At 71.4% G+C, this 20291-nt stretch carries 17 protein-coding genes; 5 read left to right on the forward strand and 12 right to left on the reverse strand.

Going from position 1 to position 20291, the window contains the following annotated elements:
• Window positions 1-78 precede the first annotated feature (78 nt).
• From ptsP to AC5L38_RS10810, 6 genes are all read right to left on the reverse strand, one after another.
• Window positions 79-1770: a phosphoenolpyruvate--protein phosphotransferase gene (ptsP, locus tag AC5L38_RS10785; RefSeq protein ID WP_495242612.1), complete on the reverse strand. Its 1692-nt coding sequence runs from the start codon at window positions 1768-1770 to the stop codon at window positions 79-81.
• Window positions 1767-2024 (reverse strand): HPr family phosphocarrier protein, encoded by a 258-nt coding sequence (locus AC5L38_RS10790; RefSeq protein ID WP_389916433.1) that lies wholly within the window; start codon window positions 2022-2024, stop codon window positions 1767-1769. Before AC5L38_RS10790 ends, ptsP begins: the two co-directional genes overlap by 4 nt.
• 28 nt (window positions 2025-2052) lie before the next feature.
• Complete coding sequence (locus AC5L38_RS10795; RefSeq protein ID WP_495242613.1) at window positions 2053-2727, reverse strand: HAD family hydrolase; 675 nt, start codon at window positions 2725-2727, stop codon at window positions 2053-2055.
• A 143-nt stretch (window positions 2728-2870) separates the two neighbouring features.
• Window positions 2871-3335 carry a PTS sugar transporter subunit IIA gene (locus tag AC5L38_RS10800; RefSeq protein WP_495242614.1) on the reverse strand — a complete coding sequence of 155 codons (465 nt, stop codon included), beginning with the start codon at window positions 3333-3335 and terminating at the stop codon, window positions 2871-2873.
• A gap of 203 nt (window positions 3336-3538) precedes the next feature.
• Entirely contained in the window at window positions 3539-3775 is a 237-nt protein-coding gene (locus tag AC5L38_RS10805; protein ID WP_495242615.1) for a PTS sugar transporter subunit IIB, read from the reverse strand.
• Window positions 3776-3839: 64 nt separating this feature from the next.
• Window positions 3840-4874, reverse strand: a complete 1035-nt coding sequence (locus AC5L38_RS10810; protein WP_495242616.1) for an SIS domain-containing protein — start codon at window positions 4872-4874, stop codon at window positions 3840-3842.
• 159 nt (window positions 4875-5033) lie between these two features.
• Between AC5L38_RS10810 and AC5L38_RS10815 the strand changes: the two genes are divergently transcribed.
• From AC5L38_RS10815 to AC5L38_RS10825, 3 genes are all read left to right on the forward strand, one after another.
• Entirely contained in the window at window positions 5034-5774 is a 741-nt protein-coding gene (locus tag AC5L38_RS10815) for a GntR family transcriptional regulator (protein ID WP_362837563.1), read from the forward strand.
• 328 nt (window positions 5775-6102) lie between these two features.
• Entirely contained in the window at window positions 6103-7524 is a 1422-nt protein-coding gene (locus tag AC5L38_RS10820) for a PTS transporter subunit EIIC (protein ID WP_495242617.1), read from the forward strand.
• 309 nt (window positions 7525-7833) lie between these two features.
• Window positions 7834-8391, forward strand: a complete 558-nt coding sequence (locus AC5L38_RS10825; protein WP_495242618.1) for an Rv3235 family protein — start codon at window positions 7834-7836, stop codon at window positions 8389-8391.
• Window positions 8392-8584: 193 nt separating this feature from the next.
• Here the strand turns inward: AC5L38_RS10825 and secA are convergent, their stop codons facing one another.
• Window positions 8585-11398 carry a preprotein translocase subunit SecA gene (gene secA / locus AC5L38_RS10830; RefSeq protein WP_495242619.1) on the reverse strand — a complete coding sequence of 938 codons (2814 nt, stop codon included), beginning with the start codon at window positions 11396-11398 and terminating at the stop codon, window positions 8585-8587.
• A 253-nt stretch (window positions 11399-11651) separates the two neighbouring features.
• Here secA and AC5L38_RS10835 point away from each other — a divergent pair, with 253 nt between their 5' ends.
• Together AC5L38_RS10835 and AC5L38_RS10840 are read left to right on the forward strand one after the other, a co-directional pair.
• Window positions 11652-11969, forward strand: coding sequence for an HGxxPAAW family protein (locus tag AC5L38_RS10835; RefSeq protein ID WP_495242620.1), 318 nt, complete (start codon window positions 11652-11654; stop codon window positions 11967-11969).
• A 244-nt stretch (window positions 11970-12213) separates the two neighbouring features.
• Window positions 12214-13410, forward strand: coding sequence for a winged helix-turn-helix domain-containing protein (locus AC5L38_RS10840; RefSeq protein WP_495242621.1), 1197 nt, complete (start codon window positions 12214-12216; stop codon window positions 13408-13410).
• A 188-nt stretch (window positions 13411-13598) separates the two neighbouring features.
• Here the strand turns inward: AC5L38_RS10840 and AC5L38_RS10845 are convergent, their stop codons facing one another.
• The 5 genes from AC5L38_RS10845 to mtrB all read right to left on the reverse strand — a co-directional run bounded on the left by AC5L38_RS10845 (window position 13599) and on the right by mtrB (window position 20273).
• Complete coding sequence (locus tag AC5L38_RS10845; protein WP_329090540.1) at window positions 13599-14303, reverse strand: response regulator transcription factor; 705 nt, start codon at window positions 14301-14303, stop codon at window positions 13599-13601.
• Window positions 14304-14397: 94 nt separating this feature from the next.
• Entirely contained in the window at window positions 14398-15057 is a 660-nt protein-coding gene (hpf, locus tag AC5L38_RS10850) for a ribosome hibernation-promoting factor, HPF/YfiA family (RefSeq protein WP_495242622.1), read from the reverse strand.
• Window positions 15058-15576: 519 nt separating this feature from the next.
• Window positions 15577-16281 carry a ComF family protein gene (locus AC5L38_RS10855; RefSeq protein ID WP_495242623.1) on the reverse strand — a complete coding sequence of 235 codons (705 nt, stop codon included), beginning with the start codon at window positions 16279-16281 and terminating at the stop codon, window positions 15577-15579.
• A gap of 430 nt (window positions 16282-16711) precedes the next feature.
• Window positions 16712-18460 carry an LpqB family beta-propeller domain-containing protein gene (locus tag AC5L38_RS10860; RefSeq protein ID WP_495242624.1) on the reverse strand — a complete coding sequence of 583 codons (1749 nt, stop codon included), beginning with the start codon at window positions 18458-18460 and terminating at the stop codon, window positions 16712-16714.
• Between the two features lie 91 nt (window positions 18461-18551).
• Window positions 18552-20273, reverse strand: a complete 1722-nt coding sequence (gene mtrB / locus AC5L38_RS10865; RefSeq protein ID WP_495242625.1) for an MtrAB system histidine kinase MtrB — start codon at window positions 20271-20273, stop codon at window positions 18552-18554.
• Window positions 20274-20291: the final 18 nt, after the last annotated feature.

Genomic DNA, 20291 nt, shown 5'->3' on the forward strand with positions numbered 1-20291 from the left:
CCCCGCTGCCCGCGCGTCCATCCGGTCACCGGCGGCCCTCCCGGCCCGTACGTCACCCATGAGGGAAGTCCGCCCACGTCACAGCGCCAGTCCGGCAAGGCCCGGCAGGTGCGAGCGCGCCTCGGCGCGCGCGTCCTCCGGGGAGGAGGCGGCCCGCGCGGCGTCGGCGGCCAGGTGGCACTGCTGCCGCGTGTGGCGCGACAGCGCGGCCCGTACGGCGGGCAGCGCCGGAGCCGACATCGACAGCGACGTGATCCCGAGCCCGACGAACACGCAGGCCAGGGCCGGGTCGGCCGCGGCCTCACCGCAGACCCCGCACGGCCTCCCGCGCCCGGCGGCGCCCGCCGCGGCCAGCGCGACCAGGTCGAGCAGGGCGGGCTGCCAGGCGTCCTGGAGCCCGGTCAGCGCCCCCAGCTGCCGGTCGGCGGCGAGGGCGTACTGGGCCAGGTCGTTGGTGCCGACGGAGAGGAAGCCCGCCCGGACGGCCAGGTCGGAGGCGCGCAGGGCCGCCGACGGTATCTCGACCATCACTCCCGCGGACGGCAGCCCCGCCGCGTCGCAGGCGTCGGCGAACCAGGCGGCCTCCTCGGCGGTGGCCACCATCGGCGCCATCACCTGGAGCCTCGCCGTCGAGCGCGCGGCCGCCGCGGCCAGGGCGGCGAGCTGGGTGTCCATGATCTCCGGATGTGTCCTGAACAGCCGCAGCCCCCGCTCCCCCAGCGCCGGGTTGGGCTCGTGCTCTCCCGGCGCCAGGAAGGCGAGGGGCTTGTCGGCCCCCGCGTCGAGCGTCCGCACGGTCACTTTGCCGCCGGGGAAGGCGTCCAGCACCTCCAGGTAGGCGGCCTCCTGCTCCGCCGCCGAGGGCGCCTCGGCCCGGTCGAGGAAGAGGAACTCGGTCCGGTAGAGCCCGACCCCCTCGGCCCCGTGCTCCAGCGCGGCCGCCACGTCGCGGGGCCCGCCGATGTTGGCGAGCAGCGGCACGGCGTGCCCGTCGGCGGTCGTCCCCGGCCCCGTGGCGGAGGCCAGCACGGCCTCCCGTGCCGCGGCGGCGTTGCGCGCTTCGAGGACCTCCTCGCCGGAGGGCGCGGGCCGTACGAGGCCGGAGGCCCCGTCGACCAGCACCGGCGTGCCCTGCGCGATCGAGGTCGCCCCCGGGCAGGCCACCACGGCCGGCACCCCCATGGCGCGGGCGAGGATCGCGGTGTGGCTGGTCGGGCCGCCCTGCTCGGTGACGAAGGCCGCCACCACGTCGGGAGACAGCAGCGCCGTGTCGGCGGGCGCCAGGTCACGGGCGACGAGGACGTACGGCTCCCCGGTGCCCTCGGGCACGCCGGGCAGGGGACGGCCCTCGATCACCGCGATGGCGCGGTCCCTGATGTCGTCCAGGTCGGCGACGCGCTCGCCGAGGTACCCTCCGGCGGCGGCGAGCATGTCGCGGTAGTGGCCGAACGCCTCGTAGACCGCGCGGGCCGCGGCGGTGCCCGCCTCGACCAGCGCGGCCACGCCGTCCGCCAGGCCGGGGTCGCGGGCCATCATGGCCTGCGCCTCCAGGATCTCCCCGGCCTCACCGCCGGCGCGGGCCCCCCGCCCCTCCAGGTCGGCGGCGACCCGCTCCAGCGCCCGCCCCGCCAGGGCCAGCTCCGCGGCGGCGTCCTCGGCGGTCCCGCCGTGCCGGGAGCCCGGGGCCGGGACGGTCGCCTCGTACGCGAGCACGTGGGCGGGACCGACACCGACCCCGGGGCTCACCCCCACCCCGGTGAGGGTGTTCACGGCGCCGACGCGATGGCCGCCAGCTGGTCGAGAAGCTCGTCGGCTCCCTCGCCCTCCGCTCTGATCACCACCGTGTCGCCTTCCCTGACGTCGAGGGAGAGGACGGCCAGGATGCTCTTGGCGTTCACCGGCTCACCGCCCGCCTTGGCGACGGTGACGTCCAGGGACGCCTTGGCCGCCGTCTGGACGAACGTCGCGGCGGGCCGGGCGTGCAGGCCGACCTCCGACTTGACGGTGACTTGGCGCTCGGCCACGTGTTCCTCCCGGAAGTTCGCCCGCGGTCTAGACCGCGGGATCATTGATGGTCGGCAGGGGCCAGTCGACCCCCGTCAGGTCCGCGACCACGAGATCGGCCCCGGTCAGCTCAGTGCCCGGGTGCGTGGTCGCTATTCCCACACACGCCATGCCCGCCGCCTTGGCCGCCGCGATCCCGGCGATGGAGTCCTCGAACGCCACACAGTGTGCCGGATCGACCGACAGGCGCGCGGCGGCGAGGAGGAACCCCTCGGGGTCCGGTTTGCCCACGGTCACGTCGTGGGCGGAGACGATCGTCTCCAGCAGGTCGCGGATGCCGACCTGCGCCAGCCGCTCCTCGGCCCAGTCACGGCCGGCGGAGGTGACGACGGCGATCGGCGAACCGTACGCCGCGACCCTGCGGACCAGCTCGGCGGCGCCGGGCACCGGCACGATGTCGGGCAGGCCGGGATGGTCGTGGAAGGAGAACGCCTCCTCGATCAGGTCGTCGATCCGCTTGCCGGGGAAGAGATGGGCCCTCTCGGTCAGGACGTCGCGCCCGCGCCGTCCCATGAACCCGCGCAGCACGACCTCGTCGTGGACCACTCCGTGGTTGTCGAGCAGCATCGACCACGCGGCCATGCTCCGCCGCTCACTGTTGATCAGCGTCCCGTCCAGATCGAAGAGCGCCGCTTTCCTGGGCGGTCCCACTGTCGTTCCCACTCTCTTCCCCACTCCCGGCTCCCGGCCTCGCGGCCGGTGCCCTGTGATCGGCTCTTGGCTCCCGGCCTCGTCGCCGGTGCCCCGTGATCGGCTCTTGGCTCCCGGCCTCGTCACTGACGCCTCGTGACCGGACCCGAGCGACCTCAGGCCGGATCGCCCGGATCGCTCCACTCGAAAAGCTCGTCACCGGCGTCGACGGCCCCCGTGGCGAGGCCGGTGACGGCGCCCGCGGCGGCGTCCAGCGCCACGACCGGGCAGATCGGGCAGCGCCCGCCCGCCTCGATCCCGGCCGGGTCCCACGCCACCACCGGTTGCCCGGCGCCCACCCGGTCGCCCTCGGCCACCAGCGGCTCGAACCCCTCACCCCTGAGCTCGACCGTGTCGATGCCCAGGTGGACGAGGACCCCCCGGCCGTCGTCGCCGACGACCACGAACGCGTGCGGGTGCAGCTTGACGATGGTGCCCGCGATGGGAGAGAGCACCCGGCCGGGCGCCCTGTCCGGCTCGATCGCCATGCCGGGCCCGACCAGCCCCTCGGAGAAGACCGGGTCGGGCACCGAGCCGAGCCTCACGGCCACCCCCGCGACCGGTGCCAGAACTGTGGTCACCGCACCCCCCTCGGCATGCCGCCGCCCGCGAGGACGGCCCGTCCGCGCGCCCGGCCGACCGCGTGTGCCGTCCCGGGCGCACCCCGCCCTCGCCGGCCCTCGCCGGCCCTCGCCGGCCCTCGCCGGTCCCTGTCGGCCCCTGTCGGCCTCCGCCGGCTCCCGTCAGCCCTGATCAGCCGACGTCGGCCGTCGTCCGGCCCCGCTCAGCCCATGATGTCCTCGATGTCGCTGGCGATCGTGTCGGCCTCGGGACCCACCACCACCTGGACGACGTTGCCCGCCGCCATCACGCCGTGCGCGCCGGCCGCCCTCAGTGCCACCTGGTCGACCTTGGAGGCGTCGCGCACCTCGGTGCGCAGCCGGGTGATGCACGGTTCGATCTCGATGATGTTGTCCGCACCACCGAGTCCAGCGATGATCGCGTCGGCGTCGGCCGCCATGTCGCCCTCCAGATGTGATCACCCTGTTCCCAAGGCTATGACCAGGCTAAAGGACATGTCGCGATCAGTCGGTCTGCGTCACCTTGTTGAGACCGCGAGGGGCGTCGGGGTCGATCCCCAGCCGCCGCGCGAGCGCCTCGGTGAGCAGCTGACCGGGGACGATGAGGCCCAGCGGGGCGACCCACTCGGGAAGGTCGGGGCCGTTCAGCGCAGCGGTGGAGACCGAGGACAGGGCGGTGCCGCCGCCGACCGTGTAGGCCGAGGCGCCCGCGCCCGTCACCCGCTCGGCGAGCGCCACGGTGCCGGCCAGGGTCGGGCCCTCGCCCGCCGCGACCAGGATGGCCGGGGTGTCCTCGTCGACCACGGCGATCGGGCCGTGCAGCAGGTCGGCGTACGACAGGCCCATGGCGTGCAGGTAGCACGCCTCCTTGAGCTTGAGCGCCAGCTCCAGCGCGGTGGAGAAGGCGAGTCCCCGGCCGGAGACCACGACGCCCGGCTTGTCGGCCAGGCCCTCGACGATCGCCTCCAGGTCACCCGGGTCGCCGACCAGCTTCTCGACCGCGTCCGGTACCCGCTGCAGGTCGGCGGCGTCGACGTTCGCGCCGAGCCCGAGGGCCAGCACGGCGAGCGCGGCGAGCTGGGTGGTGTAGGTCTTGGTGGCCGGGACGGCCTTCTCCTCGCCCGCGACCGTGCACAGGGCGAGGTCCGCGGCCTGGGCCAGGGGGCTCTGCTCGCCGCCGTTGGTGATGGCCACGGTCTTGGCCCCGCAGTCCTTCGCCCACGCGAGGGTCTCGACGATCTCCTCGGTCCTGCCCGACTGGGACAGGGCGACGGCAAGGACGCCGTCGAGGTCCAGCCTGCGCCGGTAGGTCGTCGCGATCGAGGGAGCGGCGAGGGTGGAGAGCCTGCCCGTGTGGGCCTCAGCCAGGTAGCGACCGTAGACTGCGGCGTTGTCGGAGGTGCCACGGGCGATGAACAGCAGCTGGCGGGTCTGCCCCGCGAGCCGCTCCACCTCCCCGATCCTGGGGAGGAGGGCGTCGAGCGTGGCTCGCAGCGCGGCGGGCTGCTCGGCGATCTCGCTGCGCATCTTGGTCGTCATCTCGCGCTCATCCTTCGGTTCGGACGGACGAGACCGGGCCGTTATCGATCCGTCTCCGGTCCGTACGTTGACACCCTTTTCCGGCCTGTGGTCTAGTCCGGACTAGACCAGTACGAACCATAACTCATGCGACATCTCAGATCGAGGGGGGAGGATCCTGTGGCCCAGATCGATCCGGACAGCCCGGTGCCCAAATACTTCCAGCTCCGGGAGATCCTGCTCGATCTCATCGAGAACAACGAGCTGGCGATCGGCACGGCGATCCCGTCCGAACGCGAGCTGTGCCAGCGCTTCGGGCTGTCCCGCATGACCGTCCGGCAGGCCGTGGACCACCTGGTCTCCGAGGGCAGGCTCCAGCGGGTGGCGGGCAAGGGCACGTTCGTGGCCCGCCCCAAGATCGAGATGTCCCTGCGGCTCACCTCCTTCAGCGACGAGATGCGCGCCAGGGGCATGGAACCCGGCTCCCGCGACCTGGACCGGCGGGTGGTCAGGGCGAGCGCGCACCTGGCCAGGGAACTCGGCATCCAGCCGGGTGACGAGGTTCACTTCATCGAGCGGCTGCGGACCGCGGCCGACGAGCCCATGTGCATCGAGCGGGCCCACATCCCCGTCTCCCTCGCGCCCGACCTCGACACCCACGACCTGACGGGCCGCTCCCTGTACGCCCTCCTGGAGACCCGCTACGGCCTGGTGCTCGACGCCGGCGAGCTCACCATCGACGGCGGCATCGCCGACCCCGGGGACGCCGACCTGCTGAAGTTACCGCGCGGCGGGGCCGTGCTGCTGCTCCAGCGGCGCTCCTTCGCGGGAGGTGTCTGCGCCGAACTCGGGGTGTCCACCTATCGCGCCGACCGCTACCAGCTCCGTACGATCCTGGAGATACCGGCCCGCCGCGCCTGATCCCGATGCCCGCCCGCCCGACCACGTCCTGCCCGCCGCGCCCGTTCCGGCCACCACCCGGCCCCGGCGGCGCCTCACCCGCTCCGACCGCGACCCACCCGCTCCGATCACCGCCCCCCGGCCCTTCACCCGCTCCGGCCGCGACCACGGCCCGCCCGCTCCGATCACCGCCCGGCTCCACCGGCGCCTCACCCGCTCCGGCCACACTCTCCACCAGCCCGTTCCGATCACCGCCCGGCTCCGCACCGCCGCCGTCACGTCCCGTCCGGTCCCGCGCGACCGCCCCCTTCGCAGCCCTCCTCCCTTCCAGCCCCTGGAGGAAAGCCCGATGAGCCCTTCCTCGGCGGACGCGGGCCTGCCCGCCGCCCAGTCGTCCGGCTCCGCCGCGATGGGCGTGCTCCAGCGCCTGGGACGTTCCCTGATGCTGCCGATCGCGGTCCTGCCCGCCGCGGGCCTGCTGTTCAGGCTCGGGCAGGACGACCTCCTGGGCCGGACCGACAGCGCCCTGCTCGACGACGTGGCCCGCGTCGTCGGCACCGCGGGCGGCGCCCTGTTCGACAACCTGCCCATCCTGTTCGCGATCGGCGTCGCCATCGGGTTCGCCCGCAAGGCCGACGGCTCCACCGCCCTGGCCGCGCTCGTCGGCTACCTGGTCTTCCACGCCGTCAGCATGAACATGTTCTTCATCCTCTTCGACGCCGACCTGAGGCAGTCCATCACCACGGAGGTGTTCGACAGGGCCACCCCCGGCGTCCCCGACGCGGTCCTGAACCTGGGCGCGCAGAACCCGACCCGGGTGCTCGGCGGCATCGTCATGGGCCTGGTCTCGGCGCTGCTCTGGCAGCGCTACCACCGCACCAAGCTGCCGACCTGGCTGGCCTTCTTCGGCGGGCGCCGCCTGGTGCCGATCCTCACCGCCTTCGCCGGGCTCGTGATCGGCGTGCTCCTCGGCTTCGTCTGGCCGGTGCTCGGCGGCTGGGTGCGCGCCTCGGGGACCTGGCTCGCCTCCAACAGCGAGCTCGGCGCCGGGATCTACGGCATGATCAACCGCGCCCTGCTCCCGCTCGGCATGCACCACATCGTCAACAACGTGATCTGGACCCAGGTCCCCGAGTGCGTGGTCGACGGCAAGAAGCTCGCCGGGGACCTGATCTGCTTCAACAACGGCGCCGTCGGCTACGGCGGCTTCGAGGCCGGTTTCTACCCGGTCCTGATGTTCGGCCTGCCCGCCGCCGCGATCGCCATCTGGCGGGCCGCGCCGCCGCACCGGCGCACCGCGGTCGGCTCGATCATGATCTCCGCGGCGCTCACCGCGTTCCTCACCGGGATCACCGAGCCGATCGAGTTCGCCTTCATCTTCGTGGCGCCGGTCCTGTTCGTCATCCACATCCTGCTGACCGGCGTCTCCATGGCCCTCGCCTCCGCGCTGGACGTCAAACTCGCCTTCAGCTTCTCCTCCGGGCTCATCGACCTCGGCCTGTACGGGACCGCGCCCAACGCCCGGGGCGTACCGATCATCATCGCGATGGGGCTGGTCTACGCGGTGATCTACTACACCGTGTTCAGCTTCCTGATCAGGAAGCTGAACATCATGACCCCTGGCCGCGAGCCCGAGCCCGACGTCGACTCCGGCGAGCCCTCACCCCCGGCGCGCGGCAGGACGGACACCGACCCCTCCCCCACCGGAGAGGCACGCCCCTCTCCCACCGAGTCTCTCCCCAAGTCTCCCCCCGAGCCGACCTCCACCTGAGCCGGCCTCCACCCGGAGGGCGCGCCTCGCGCCCCCCAAGCCGGCCTCTCCCGGAGCGACCTCCATCCGGGCCGGTCTCCACCCGGAAGGCGCGCCGAGCGGTTTCGGCCGTCCGCCGGAGATCGCGGCTCTGGCCACAACCCGCCCCCTCGCGGGACCGACCGCTCCAACCCGAGGTCACCTTCTCCGCCCAACAGGGCGAAGCGACCAGGATTTCCGGGAAGTTGGCGGGCGACGTATCTGGACGGAGGGCCGGAAACTCCCTGATGTGTCAGTTCTTCCACTCAAGCCGAGCACATCGGAGTTCCCATGTCGCCCCCACGACGCCCGGCATCCCTCCCCAGGATCGCGCCCTCCCCCACCGCCGAGCCGCCCTACGACGACGACCGCCCCGCCGGTGACACCCCGGCCATGCCGCCGTACGTGCAGGGCACCCTCGCCCTCGCCCTCGATCCCGGGGCGCCGGGCCCCTCCGCCGGGAGATCGCCGGTCTGGGGCCCGCCCGGCGCGGTCCCCGACGAGCGGCGGCTGCGGGCCCTCGCGCAGGCCGTCGCCGAGATCCTGTCCGGCAGGCGCCCTCCGGCGAGCGTCTCCTGCCACCTGACCGGAAGGGTCCAGGCCGAGCTGGCGCGGAGCGGGAAGATCATCACCAGCACCCGCCCGCCCCGGGTGGGCCGGGCCCACGTCTCCCAGCCGGAGGACGGGGTGGTGGAGATGTGCGCCGTGGTCGACTGTGGCGACCGCTCGCGCGTCCTGGCGCTGAGGCTGGAACGCAGGGGCGTGCGGTGGCTGTGCACCGAGTTCGAGACCACCCCCGACCCGCGTCCCGTACGGGCCGGCCACCGGACCGCGCCCGCTCGCCCCTGAACGGCCTCCGACCTGCCGTTTAGAGCCGTCACCCGGCCGGTCGCGCTCGTCCCCCGCGACCGCGGCGCCTCGGACACTCACCGGTCACCGGGCCGCGCCAGCGACCGAGCGGACGACGAGGCGGCGCGAGGCGGCGAGGCCCGGACACGCCGGAGGGCCCGCACCGTGCGTGGTGCGGGCCCTCCGGTGGCGGTCAGACCTCGACGTGCTTGGGGTCGCCGTGGCAGCGCTTGTACTTCTTGCCGGAACCGCAGGGGCACGGCGCGTTGCGCTCGACGTTGCCGTACGCGTCACGCTCGGCCTTGGTGCTGATCCGGGTGTGCTCCACCTCGCCGCTCTCGCCCGGAGCGGTGTACTCCAGCTCGGTGGGACGCTGCGGGCCGCGCAGGCCGCGAGCGATGATCGAGCGGGTCTCCGCGATCGCGGCGTCCTCGGAGTGGTCGTGCTCCTCGACGATCGGGTTGCTCTGCACCTCGACCTCGAGGTTGAACAGGTAGCCGACCGACTCCTCCTTGATGCCCTCGAGCATCTGGGAGAACATCTCGAAGCCCTCGCGCTGGTACTCGATCAGCGGGTCGCGCTGGGCCATCGCGCGCAGGCCGATGCCCTCCTGGAGGTAGTCCATCTCGTAGAGGTGCTCGCGCCACTTGCGATCGAGGACCGACAGGATGACGCGGCGCTCCAGCACCCGCATGCCCTCCGGGTCCATGGCCTGGGCGTTGATCTCCTCTTCGCGACGGTCGTAGGCGGCCATCGCGTCGGCCTTCACCTTCTCGGTGAGGAACTGGGCGGTCAGCTCCTCGCGACTCCCGGCCTCCTCGATGAGCTGCTCGGCGGTGACGCTGATGGGGTACAGCTGGCCGAGGGCCTTCCACAGCTTGTCGAGGTCCCACTCCTCGGCGAATCCCTCGGAGGTGGCGCCCGCGATGTACTCGTCGATCACGTCGTTGACGAAGCCGCGGATCTGCTCGTGCAGGTCCGCGCCCTCCAGCACCCGGTGACGCTCGGCGTAGATCACCTTGCGCTGCCGGTTCATGACCTCGTCGTACTTCAGAACGTTCTTGCGGATCTCGAAGTTCTGCTGCTCGACCTGGTGCTGGGCGGAGGCGATGGCCTTGGAGACGATGCCCGACTCGATCGGGACGTCGTCGGGGATGTTGAGGCGCGTCATGATCATCTCGACCCTGGCCGAGTTGAACAGGCGCATGAGGTCGTCCTCGAGCGAGAGGTAGAAGCGCGACTCGCCCGGGTCGCCCTGACGGCCGGAACGACCGCGGAGCTGGTTGTCGATGCGCCGCGACTCGTGCCGCTCGGTGCCCAGGACGTAGAGGCCGCCGAGGTCGGTGACCTCGTCGTGCTCGGCCTGCACGGCCGCCTTGGCCTTCTCCAGCGCCTCGCCCCAGGCCTTGTCGTACTCCTCCGGGGTCTCGACCGGGTCGAGGCCGCGGGCGCGCAGCTCCAGGTCGGCGCGGAAGTCGGGGTTGCCGCCGAGCATGATGTCGGTGCCTCGACCGGCCATGTTGGTGGCCACGGTGACGGCGTGCTTGCGGCCCGCCTCGGCGATGATCGCCGCCTCACGGGCGTGGTTCTTGGCGTTGAGGACCTCGTGCTTGACGCCCTTGCGCTTGAGCTCCTTGGCCAGGCGCTCGGACTTGGCGACGCTCGTGGTGCCGACCAGCACCGGCTGGCCCCGCTCGTAGCGCTCCTTGATGTCCTCGACGGTCGCCATGAACTTGGCGTCCTCGGTCTTGTAGACCACGTCGGCCTGGTCCTTGCGGACCATCGGCCGGTTCGTCGGGATCGGGACGACGCCGAGCTTGTAGGTCTGGTGGAACTCGTTGGCCTCGGTCGCCGCGGTGCCGGTCATGCCGGAGAGCGTCTCGTAGAGGCGGAAGTAGTTCTGCAGCGTGATCGTGGCGAGGGTCTGGTTCTCGTCCTTGATCTTGACGGCTTCCTTCGCCTCGATGGCCTGGTGCATGCCCTCGTTGTAGCGGCGGCCGTGCAGGACTCGACCGGTGAACTCGTCGACGATCAGGACCTCGCCCTCGACGACGATGTAGTCCTTGTCCTTCTTGTAGAGCTCCTTGGCCTTCAGCGCGTTGTTGAGGAAGCCGACCAGGTGGGTGTGCTCGGGCTTGTAGAGGTTCTCGATGCCCAGCCAGTCTTCGACCTTCTCCACGCCGGACTCGAAGATGCCGACCGTGCGCTTCTTCTCGTCGACGGCGTAGTCGCCGGTGTTCTCCTCGCCGTCCTTGCCCTCGGTGCCCCTGCGGAGCCGGGGGACGATCTTGGCGAACTCGGCGTACCACTTGCCGGACTGCTCGCCGGGACCGGAGATGATCAGCGGCGTCCTGGCCTCGTCGATGAGGATCGAGTCGACCTCGTCGACGACGGCGAAGTGGTGACCGCGCTGGACGCACTCCTCCAGCGACCACGCCATGTTGTCGCGCAGGTAGTCGAAGCCGAACTCGTTGTTCGTGCCGTACGTGATGTCGGCGTTGTACTGCTTGCGACGCTCGTCGGCGGGCATGTTGGCCAGGATCACGCCGACCTCGAGACCGAGGAAGCGGTGGATGCGGCCCATCTCGTCGCCGTCACGCTTGGCCAGGTAGTCGTTGACCGTGATGACGTGGACGCCCTTGCCCGAGATGGCGTTGAGGTAGGTGGGCAGCGTACAGGTGAGGGTCTTGCCCTCACCGGTGCGCATCTCCGAGATGTTGCCCATGTGCAGGTTGGCCCCGCCCATGATCTGCACGTCGAAGTGGCGCTTGCCCAGCACCCGCCGGGACGCCTCGCGGACGGTGGCGAAGGCCTCGGGAAGCAGGTCGTCGAGGGACTCGCCCTCGGCGTAGCGCTGCTTGTAGTCGTCGGTGAGCGCGCGAAGCTCGGCGTCGGTCAAGCTCGTGAAGTCGTCTTCAATGGAGTTGACCTGGTCGGCGATCCGCTTGAGCTTGCGCAGAAGCTTGCCTTCGCCGGCGCGAAGAATTCTATCGAGAAAGGCTGGCACTTTAGGTAAAGCTCCTCGCAGGTCTTCCGCGGCCGGACCGGCCCGGCTGAGGACGAGACATGGTTCTCCGCTGCCATCGTAGGCGGTTCCGCCACCAGACACAGCCACCCTGAAAGACGCTCTTGTGGCCCATGGAGTTCCTTGCCCGCTTCTTTGAGAGAGTAGGACCAGCTTCAGAGGGTATGTCGCCCTTTGCCACGCCCTCGATGGATCCTTCGCGGGCGCGTCGCCGTGCCTGGGAGGAGAAGCCGTGATGGCGGAGGACACGCGTCAGACGACTGGCGGTACCCACGAGGCCGGAGGGGGCGACGGCGGCCCCGCGGTCCACCAGGGCTCCGGCGGCCACGGGGGCCGGGCGTCGTCATGGCTGGCGGTGACCGTGATCCTGCTGGGCTTCACCATCGCGGGGGTCGCCCTTTGCCTGGGCCCGAACTGGTTCGTCTTCCTGATGGGCACGGCGGTCTGCGTCATGGGCGGCGTCCTCATGCTGGTCTTCCGCGTCTTCCAGGACATCGTCCTGGAGGCCCCTCGCGAGATGAGCGGTGGAACCAGCCGAGGCGTCCTGGACTGACCGGACTGACCCGGCCGGCCGGACCGACCGGACCGACCGGCCCCCGGCTCGACGGGCTCACCCGCCCCCGGTCGCCCCCGGTCGTCCCCGGTCTCCCTCGGCCGTCCCCGTCGACGAGGCGTCACGTTCAACGTGACTCACCCCGGTTGATCCCGGCTGCGGACAGCCTGACACCGGCGTAGCCTTTTCGTCGGTGTCAGGCGCTAGCCTCGGCCACGACGTGTTGTCTCCCCCTGGGGCGGTCATGCAACTCTCTCTTTCCTCCGACGAGGCCCGTCGCGTCATCCTGCGCGCCCAGGGGTTCCTGGGCGCTGAGGCCCGGCGGGGCGGCGCCCCCGCGACCCTGCGCCGCCTCGGGGCCGTCCAGCTCGACACGATCTCCGTGCTGGCCCGCTCCCACGAGCTGGTCGCGTACGCCCGCCTCGGCGCCGTCGGCAGGCAGGAGGTCGAGCGGGCCTACTGGGACGAGCCCGCGCGGGCCTTCGAGTACTGGTGTCACGCCGCCTGCATCCTCCCGATCGGCGACTGGGCGCTGTACGCCTTCAGGCGGAGGTATTTCCGCGCCAGGAAGTTCCGCTGGCACGAGGTGCCCGACAGCGTCGGCAAGGTGCTGAACCTGGTCCGCGAGAGCGGCCCGGTCACCACCGCCGACATCGGCGGCGCCAAGAAGGGCGGCCCGTGGTGGGACTGGTCCGACTCCAAGATCGCCATTGAGTGGCTGCTCGACACCGGCGAGGTCGTCTGCACGCGCAGGGTGGGCTGGCGACGCGTCTACGACCTGGCCGAGCGCGCGGTCCCCGCGGACCTGCTGGCCGAGGACCTCTCCGACGCCGAGTGCGTCACCCGCCTCGCCGGGATCGCCGGGGTCGCGCTCGGCGTGGCCACCCGCGCCGACCTCGTCGACTTCCTGCGCCTGAAGGCGCCCGAGGCGCGGCTGCTCGACAGGTGCCTTCTCGACGGTTCCACCGGGCTGGTGCCCGTCCGCGTCGCGGGGTGGCCCGAGCGTGCCGCCGACGCCTGGGCCGACCCGGCCGCGCTGGAGACCGAGCCCAGGGGCCGCCACCGCACGACCCCGCTCTCCCCGTTCGACTCCCTCGTCTGGGACCGCGCCCGCACCGCCCGCGTGTTCGGCTTCAACCACCGTCTTGAGGCGTACGTGCCCAAGGAGAAGCGCGTCCACGGTTACTTCACGATGCCGGTGCTGGCCGGGGGCAGGCTGATCGGCCGGATCGACCCGGCCCGCGAGGGGGCGACGCTGGTGGCCCGCCAGGTGAGCCTAGAACCCGGCGTCGCGCCGGGCAGGGGTGCCGCCTCGCTCGCCGACGCCCTCCGGGAGGCCGCGAGCTGGGTCGGCTGCGAGGCCGTCCGGGTCGAGCGCGTCGATCCCCTCCTGGCCGGCCCTCTCCAGGACGCCCTGAACCGGGACGCTTCCCGAGCCTGAGGGCTTCTGCTCGGTTGAGCCGTCTCCCGAGCCGCAACACCGGCTCAGGAGGCCGGGCCGGAACACCGGCGTCAAGGCGCCTGATCGGAGTGCCCGGCCGGAATGCCGAGCCGGGAGACCGGGCCGGAGCCGCCCCTGGACGTACCGGAGTGCGGTGACCGTCAGACGGTCACCGCACCGGCTACGTCTCAGGTGATCTCAAGCATCCGCTCGCGGACCGCGTAGACCACCGCCTCCATCCTGGAGTGAAGCTGAAGCTTGTCCAGGATGTTTCTGACGTGGTTCTTCACGGTGTTCTCCGAGATGAACAACTGCTTGGCGATCTCGCGGTTGTTCATCCCCTTCGCCACGAGGCGAAGCACCTCCATCTCCCGCTCGGTAAGGCGCGGAACGGGGAGCTGCGGGGGCCGCTCGGCCTCCTTGCGGCTCATGTTGGCGAACTCGCTGATCAGTTTGGCGGCCATCGCCGGGTTGATCAGCGACTGTCCTTCGTGGACGCCGCGGACGGCCTCCGGGACCTCGTCGAGCTGGACGTTCTTCAGCAGGTAGCCGGTGGCACCCGCCTTGATCGCCTCGAAGAGATCCTCCTCCTCGTCACTCACCGTCAACATGATGATCCGCGTGCTCGGCACCGAGGCCTTGATCTCACGAGTGGCCTCGATACCGCTCCTCCGGGGCATCCGGACGTCCATGAGCATGACATCCGGAGTGAGGCGGTCGGCGAGTTCGACCGCTTCCTGCCCGTCGCTCGCCTCGCCGACAACCTCGATGTCCGTCTCCGCTGCCAGCGCCATCTCCAGGCTGCGGCGGATCAGCGCGTGATCGTCAACGATCAGCACGCGAATCGGTTCGCCGCGTCCGGTCGGGCCGGTTGCGTCGTCGGGTTCCGTCACGCCTCCTCCTCGGGGGGCCAGAGCCGGTGGACCGCCATGATTACACGGGTTTCATGGTCCTCGGTTGGTCGGAGAGGATCTTCGAACGCGTTCGTCAGGGCTCAACGAGCCGCAGCACGCCGTAGTTGTACCCCTGTCGGAGGTATACGACGCTTGGCTGCCCGCTCTCCTTGTCACGGAAGAGATAGAAATCGTGCCCCACCAGTTCCATCTCAAGAAGTGCCTGATCGACCGTGATCGGATCGGCCTCGTGGAACTTCTCCCTGACCATCAGAGGCCCGTCACCATCCATCTGGATCGGGATGATGCTCTCGTCCTCCGGAACGTCCGTCTCGGCCTGGAAGTCGGCCGGTGACTGCTCCGTGAGCAACTTGGCCGGGGCGCTCTCGAACGACTCGGCGAGCGCGGTGGCCGTCAGTTCCGCGACCGACGGCGGGCAGTGGTTCCCGTGGTGGATCTTCCTGCGATCGGCGAGGCGCCGCAGCCGTCCTTCGAGTTTGCCGAGTGCGATGTCAAGGGCGGCGAAACGGTCGTCGGCCGAAGCCTCCGCCCGGACCGCGGGACCACGTGAGTGGATGGTGAGCTCGACTCGCTCTCGCTGGTCGACGATACGGGGATTACTTTCCTTGGACACCTCCACGTCAACGCGAATGAGCTTGTGGTCCAAACGCTCGATCCTGGCCAGCTTGGTGTTCACGTGGTCACGGAATCGGTCACTCACTCCGGTGTGCCGACCCTTGACGATGATCTCCATGCACAGCCCCCCTTCGAATCTCGACGGTGGTATTGCGACACCCGCTCGGCCGACCTGGTCTTCGTCCCCACATCCGCCTGCTGAGGGTTTCGCAGCTCTTTGCCACTACATGCCCTTCTCTTCTGGCAAGGAACATCTGGCTCCTTGGGAAGGCAGGACTTACCTCTAAGCCGCACCGTGATCGATCGACGAAAAGTCGTCTTACGTGGACCGTTTGGCCTGCGGCTGGCATCGGCTAGCCGGGCCGGCCTCCCGAAGGAGGTCGGTCCGGTGCAACCACGGACCCGAGCGGGTGCCATGGCTCAGACGCTATCCGCATCACGGCCGAATGTCAGCCTGACGATCGGCCAAAGGATCACTTTGCGTAATTCACGGCCGGGCAAACGGCTCTCGGGCCGCCCGTGCCCGCCGGTCGGGGCGTTGCGGGGGAAGGCCTCCGGTGTTCGTTGAGCAGCCCGGAGAGCACCGTCAGGACAGTGAGGTGTGGCTCCCGGGTGAGACCGGGAGCGGGCCGCCGTCTCACCCTCCGTAACGATCACCGGATTTGGATCTTCGGCGTGTCGCGGCGACCGTGGCGGCGAGGGAGGGCGTCACCCCCGCCTCGCGCATCGCCCTGGCGGCCTCGGCGAGCGTCGCACCGGTGGTGACGACGTCGTCGACCAGCACAATCGCCTCCGTACCGCCCCAGGAGCGCGGCACAGGCGCGTTTCGGCCGACCGTGACCGTGAAGGCGGCGGACAGGTTCGCGGCCCGCTGGAGGGAGCTCAGGCCCGCCTGGTCGGCGACACGGCGGCGCTGGGTGAGGACTCGCGCCACGCTCGCGGGCCATCCGGCCTGACGGAGGTAACCGGCCGCCAGCCCCGCGAGCCGGACCACCGGGTCGTGCCCGCGGCGCCTCAGGGCCGGGCGGGCGCTGGGCACCGGCACCAGCAGCACCGGCCGCTCTCCGGCCGCCGTGGCGACCGCCAGGGCCAGGGCCCCGGCCAGGGGAGGGGCGAGGGCGGTGCGGCCGCGCTCCTTGTAGGCGATGATCGCCCGCCGCACGGCGGGGGTGTATTCGGCCGCCGACCAGCACTCGGGCAGGCCGGGCGGAGCGGGATCGGGCATCCGCGAGGCGGGCGCTCCGTGAAGCTCCGCCGCGCATCGGGGGCAGACGAGGGCGCCCGGCGCGTCGCATCCGGCGCAGCGGGGCGGCAGGATCAGGTCGAGCATGGCGGTCGTCACGGATCCAAGGTTTCAGATGGCACCGACAAAAAGCCCAGTCCAGAGTACCGGAGGGGGGTTCGGTGCCCGCCGGGAGACCGCGGCCGGGTCCGCCCGGAGCCGGGGCGGCCGGCTGAAAAAACGCCTCGACCCAGGGCGAAGGCGACACGTTCCGAACCACGCACCGCCGAAGCACGAGGACTCCCCCGGCACGAAGACGACGCCTCCCGAACCACGCACCACCGGAACACGGACCACTCCCCGAAAACCCGCACGCCACCGGGCGAGCCAACCGACACGACCCGGTGCCAAGGCGACACGTTCCGAACCGCGTACCGCCGGAACACGGGTCGCTCGCCGGGCGAGCGCGTCCCGCAGGACCCGCTCGCCCGGCGAGTCCGCGGGCCGGGCCGGCCGTGCCATGGGGGGCCGGCTCCTCGACGCGGGCGGTTCAGCCCAGGGGGAAGGCCGGGGAGGAGGGGCCGTTCTCGGTGAAGTCCGTGGTCCCGGTCTCGTTCTTGACCAGCGGCTCCCACTTGGTGGAGTTCCAGAACAGGACCTGCCGGGCGCCCTGCTCGTCCCTGGCCCCGGCCAGCAGGGTGCCGTCCAGCGCGGTGATGCTCTCGATCCGCGAGTCGAAGGGCAGGGACCTGGTCGCGGCGGTCACCGAGGCTTCGAGCAGCTCCGACTTGCCGGTGAGCGCGTACAGGGTCTTGCCGTCCTTCCAGGCGATGTCCTTGATCGTCCGGTTGCCGTCGGTGTCGATCACGGTCTGGAGGTTGGCGATGCGGGTGTTCTCCCGCTGCCCGACGATGGTGCCGACCTGGACCTGCTCGCCCAGCCCGTCCCTGACGACCACCGCGACGTGCACGCCGTCCCGCGCGATCTTCAGGGACCCGATGTGGAACGTCTCCAGGTCGGGGGCGGACACCCGGTAGCGGTGCTTGTTGTCGCCGTCGTGCCGGTTGATGATCGAGGTGTGGTCGTTGGGCCGGTCGACCGTCCAGAGCGTGTGGTAGCGGTCCCAGGTCGGCGGGGCTAGGGAGACGCCCGTGGCCCACACCCGCCACTCGCCGCCCGCGACGAGCGGCGCGACGGAGATGTTCCTGCCGTCCCCGGAGAGCGCTGCCACCTGCTGCACGGGCTGGCCGCTGATCGCCGGGCGGGTGAGCCCGACCCCCTTCTGGCCGGCCCTGCCCGGCACGACCCGTCCGACGTTCTCCTTGTCCAGCAGCCGCAGCGCGCCGTCGGCGAGATAGAACGGGGAGACGGCGTCGGGGGTCGTCCAGGGGTCGAAGTTCGACTGCTCCTGGGCGTCGATCCGCAGCGGCGCGTCGGGGTAGTACGGCTCGCCGTTCACCTTGACCTCGAAGCCCCAGCCGCCCTTGGTGAGCGCGGCGAGGGTCGCGGCGAGCTGGGCCGACATCGGGTCGATCAGGTCGGAGTCCACGCGTCTGGTGAGGTCGACGACGACCCTGTTGTTCTCGATGGTGACGTCGATGAGCTCGGTGTCGGCGAAGGCGGTGCGCACCGCGCCCTTGAGGGAGCTGCTCGGCCCCCGCAGCAGCCGCTCGACCGTCGTCTTGGCGAAGTTGGCGCCCGGGTCGATCGGCACCCGCACCTGGTCGACCACCAGCCCCTTCCACTGGGAGTCGAGGAAGTACAGGTCCACGGGCAGGTAGCCGCGGGCGACGTCGGCCTCGGACAGCAGGAGGCCGTCGGGGGCCGCGCTGATGCGCCACTCGCCGGCCGCTCCCCTGGCGAGGGTGAAGGGCTGGTTCAGCGGGCCGCCACTCGGGCGGTACCGGCCGTCCTGGTCGATGATGGCGGTCTTGGTGCCCTTGAGCGTGACCTGAGCCTGCTTGTCCTCGTCCCGCAGGGGGGCGAACTTCTCGTAGTCGCCCTGCCGGTAGACCGTGACGCCGCTGTGCGGGTTCCACTTGGCGGCGAAGTCGCCGGTGAGGTATTTGCGGGCCACCTGGAACCCGGAGTCGTCGAGGCTCGCCATGGCCGCGCGGAAGCCGGTGACGACCTCCTCGGGCGACCAGTCGGCCTTCGGCGCCATGGCGATGACCCGCGCGTACGGGTCGCCCAGCGGGCTGCCCTTGCCCTCGTTGTCCACGGCGACGACGGACTTGCCGCCGGTGGGGATGACCGAGCAGGCGGTCATCCCGCAGACCAGGGCGATCGCCAGCAGCACCGTCCCCGCGTTCCTAGCGCCTCTCCCCGCCGCCCCGTGTCGCCCCGCGCGGGCCCGGGACCGCGACGGCCCGCGTCGTGCCCGTTCGGTCCTAGTCCGCATCGCGTCCCCCGTCGGCCACCGCCGGTGACAGCACCGGCGTCACGTGCCCCCGCCACGTGCGTCGCATCTCCACCTCCGGGGGTACGAGCGGCAGGGGCGAGCCCCTGAGCACCGCCCCGGCCACCCTGGGCAGCGAGAGCCGGAACTGCGAGCCCTCGCCGTGCGAGCCCCACGCCTGCAGCCAGCCGCCGTGCAGGATGGCGTCCTCGCGGGAGATGGCCAGCCCCAGGCCCGTACCGCCGATCGTGCGCGCCCGGGACGGGTCGGCCCGCCAGAACCGGTCGAAGACCAGGTTCTCCTCGCCGGGCTTCAACCCCACCCCGTGGTCTCGTACGGCCACCGCCACCGCGTCCCGGTCGGCGGCGACCGAGACGACGACGTCGCGGCCCTCGCCGTGCTCGATCGCGTTGAACAGCAGGTTGCGCAGGATGCGCTCGACCCGGCGGCTGTCCATCTCCGCCATGCACGGCTCTCCGGGAAGGCGCAGGTCGAAGCGGGTGGAGTGGCGCTCGGCCAGCGCCTCGGAGTCGGCGACGGCGCGCAGCACCACGTCCCTGACGTCCACCGAGTCGACGTCGAGGTCGGCCGCGCCCGCGTCGTAGCGGCTGATCTCCAGGAGGTCGGCGAGCATCGCCTCGAACCGGTTGAGCTGGTTCTGCATCAGCTCCGCCGACCTGGCGGCCATCGGGTCGAAGTCCTCGCGGGCGTCGAAGAGCAGGTCGGCGGCCATCCGCACGGTGGTCAGCGGGGTGCGCAGCTCGTGCGAGACGTCGGAGACGAACTGGCGCTGCACCTGGGAGAGCTCCTCCAGCTGGTGGATCTTCAGCGCCAGGTTGGCGGCCATCTCGTTGAAGGAGGTGGCCAGGCGGGCCAGGTCGTCCTCCCCGCGCACCTTCAGCCGCTCGTCCAGGCGCCCGGCGGCCAGCCGCTCGGCGGCCTGCCTGGCCAGCCGGACCGGCGTGACGACCTGGCGGATGACCAGGGAGGAGATCGCGGCGAGCAGCAGCACGAGACCGGCGCCGACGAGGATGATCATTTGCTGCACCGAGGCGAGGGTCCGCTCCTCCTTGTCCAGCGGGACCAGGTGGTAGATCTCGTACGACGAGTCGAGGCGGGTGCCGATGATCATGCCGGGCACCGGCTGCTCGGGCTGCCCCTTGTAGTACAGCGGGGTGTACCAGGTGCTGTCCTCGCCGGCCGCCTTCTTGAACAGTTCCTCGCGCTGCCTGGCCGGGATGCTGCGGGGGTCGATGTCGGTGGTCCCGTAGAAGGCCCCGGGCAGGTTCTCGTTACGGATGATCACCGAGTAGCGGCTGGCCGAGCCCGCGCGCCGCGCGAGCGCCTCGGTGGCCTGGCCGAGCGGGCTGCCCCCGGCGGCCTGCGCCTCCTGGCCCGGGTCGACGGGCTGCTTGGCGGCCTCGGCCGCCGGCTGGTTGAGATAGCCGAGCACCGCGTTCCTGTCGGCCTGCGCCTCGCTCTTGGCCGCGCTCTCCCTGGTCTCCAGGGTGGTCCTGATGATCTGCTGCATGAGGAAGACGCCGAGCACGGCGACGACCACGATGGAGATGACCATCGTGCTGGTGACCACGCGCAGCTGGAGCGAGCGCCACAGGACGCGGCGCGCCCGGCCGGCCACGCGCCGGGTACGGCGCCGCACACCCCGCAGCAGCTGGCGCGGGGTGCGACGGCGTTTCTTCGGTGCGGGAGGCATCTCGGGGTCCGGGGGAGG

The sequence above is a fragment of the Streptosporangium nanhuense genome (assembly GCF_059358815.1).

Bases quoted from the DNA above. Each gene is read 5' to 3' on its own strand.
- AC5L38_RS10840 (WP_495242621.1), top strand. From the start codon at position 12,214: ATGCAACTCTCTCTTTCCTCCGACGAGGCCCGTCGCGTCATCCTGCGC.
- AC5L38_RS10820 (WP_495242617.1), top strand. From the start codon at position 6,103: ATGAGCCCTTCCTCGGCGGACGCGGGCCTGCCCGCCGCCCAGTCGTCC.
- AC5L38_RS10810 (WP_495242616.1), bottom strand. From the start codon at position 4,874: ATGACGACCAAGATGCGCAGCGAGATCGCCGAGCAGCCCGCCGCGCTG.
- AC5L38_RS10825 (WP_495242618.1), top strand. From the start codon at position 7,834: ATGTCGCCCCCACGACGCCCGGCATCCCTCCCCAGGATCGCGCCCTCC.
- AC5L38_RS10835 (WP_495242620.1), top strand. From the start codon at position 11,652: ATGGCGGAGGACACGCGTCAGACGACTGGCGGTACCCACGAGGCCGGA.
- mtrB (WP_495242625.1), bottom strand. From the start codon at position 20,273: ATGCCTCCCGCACCGAAGAAACGCCGTCGCACCCCGCGCCAGCTGCTG.
- AC5L38_RS10805 (WP_495242615.1), bottom strand. From the start codon at position 3,775: ATGGCGGCCGACGCCGACGCGATCATCGCTGGACTCGGTGGTGCGGAC.
- hpf (WP_495242622.1), bottom strand. From the start codon at position 15,057: ATGGAGATCATCGTCAAGGGTCGGCACACCGGAGTGAGTGACCGATTC.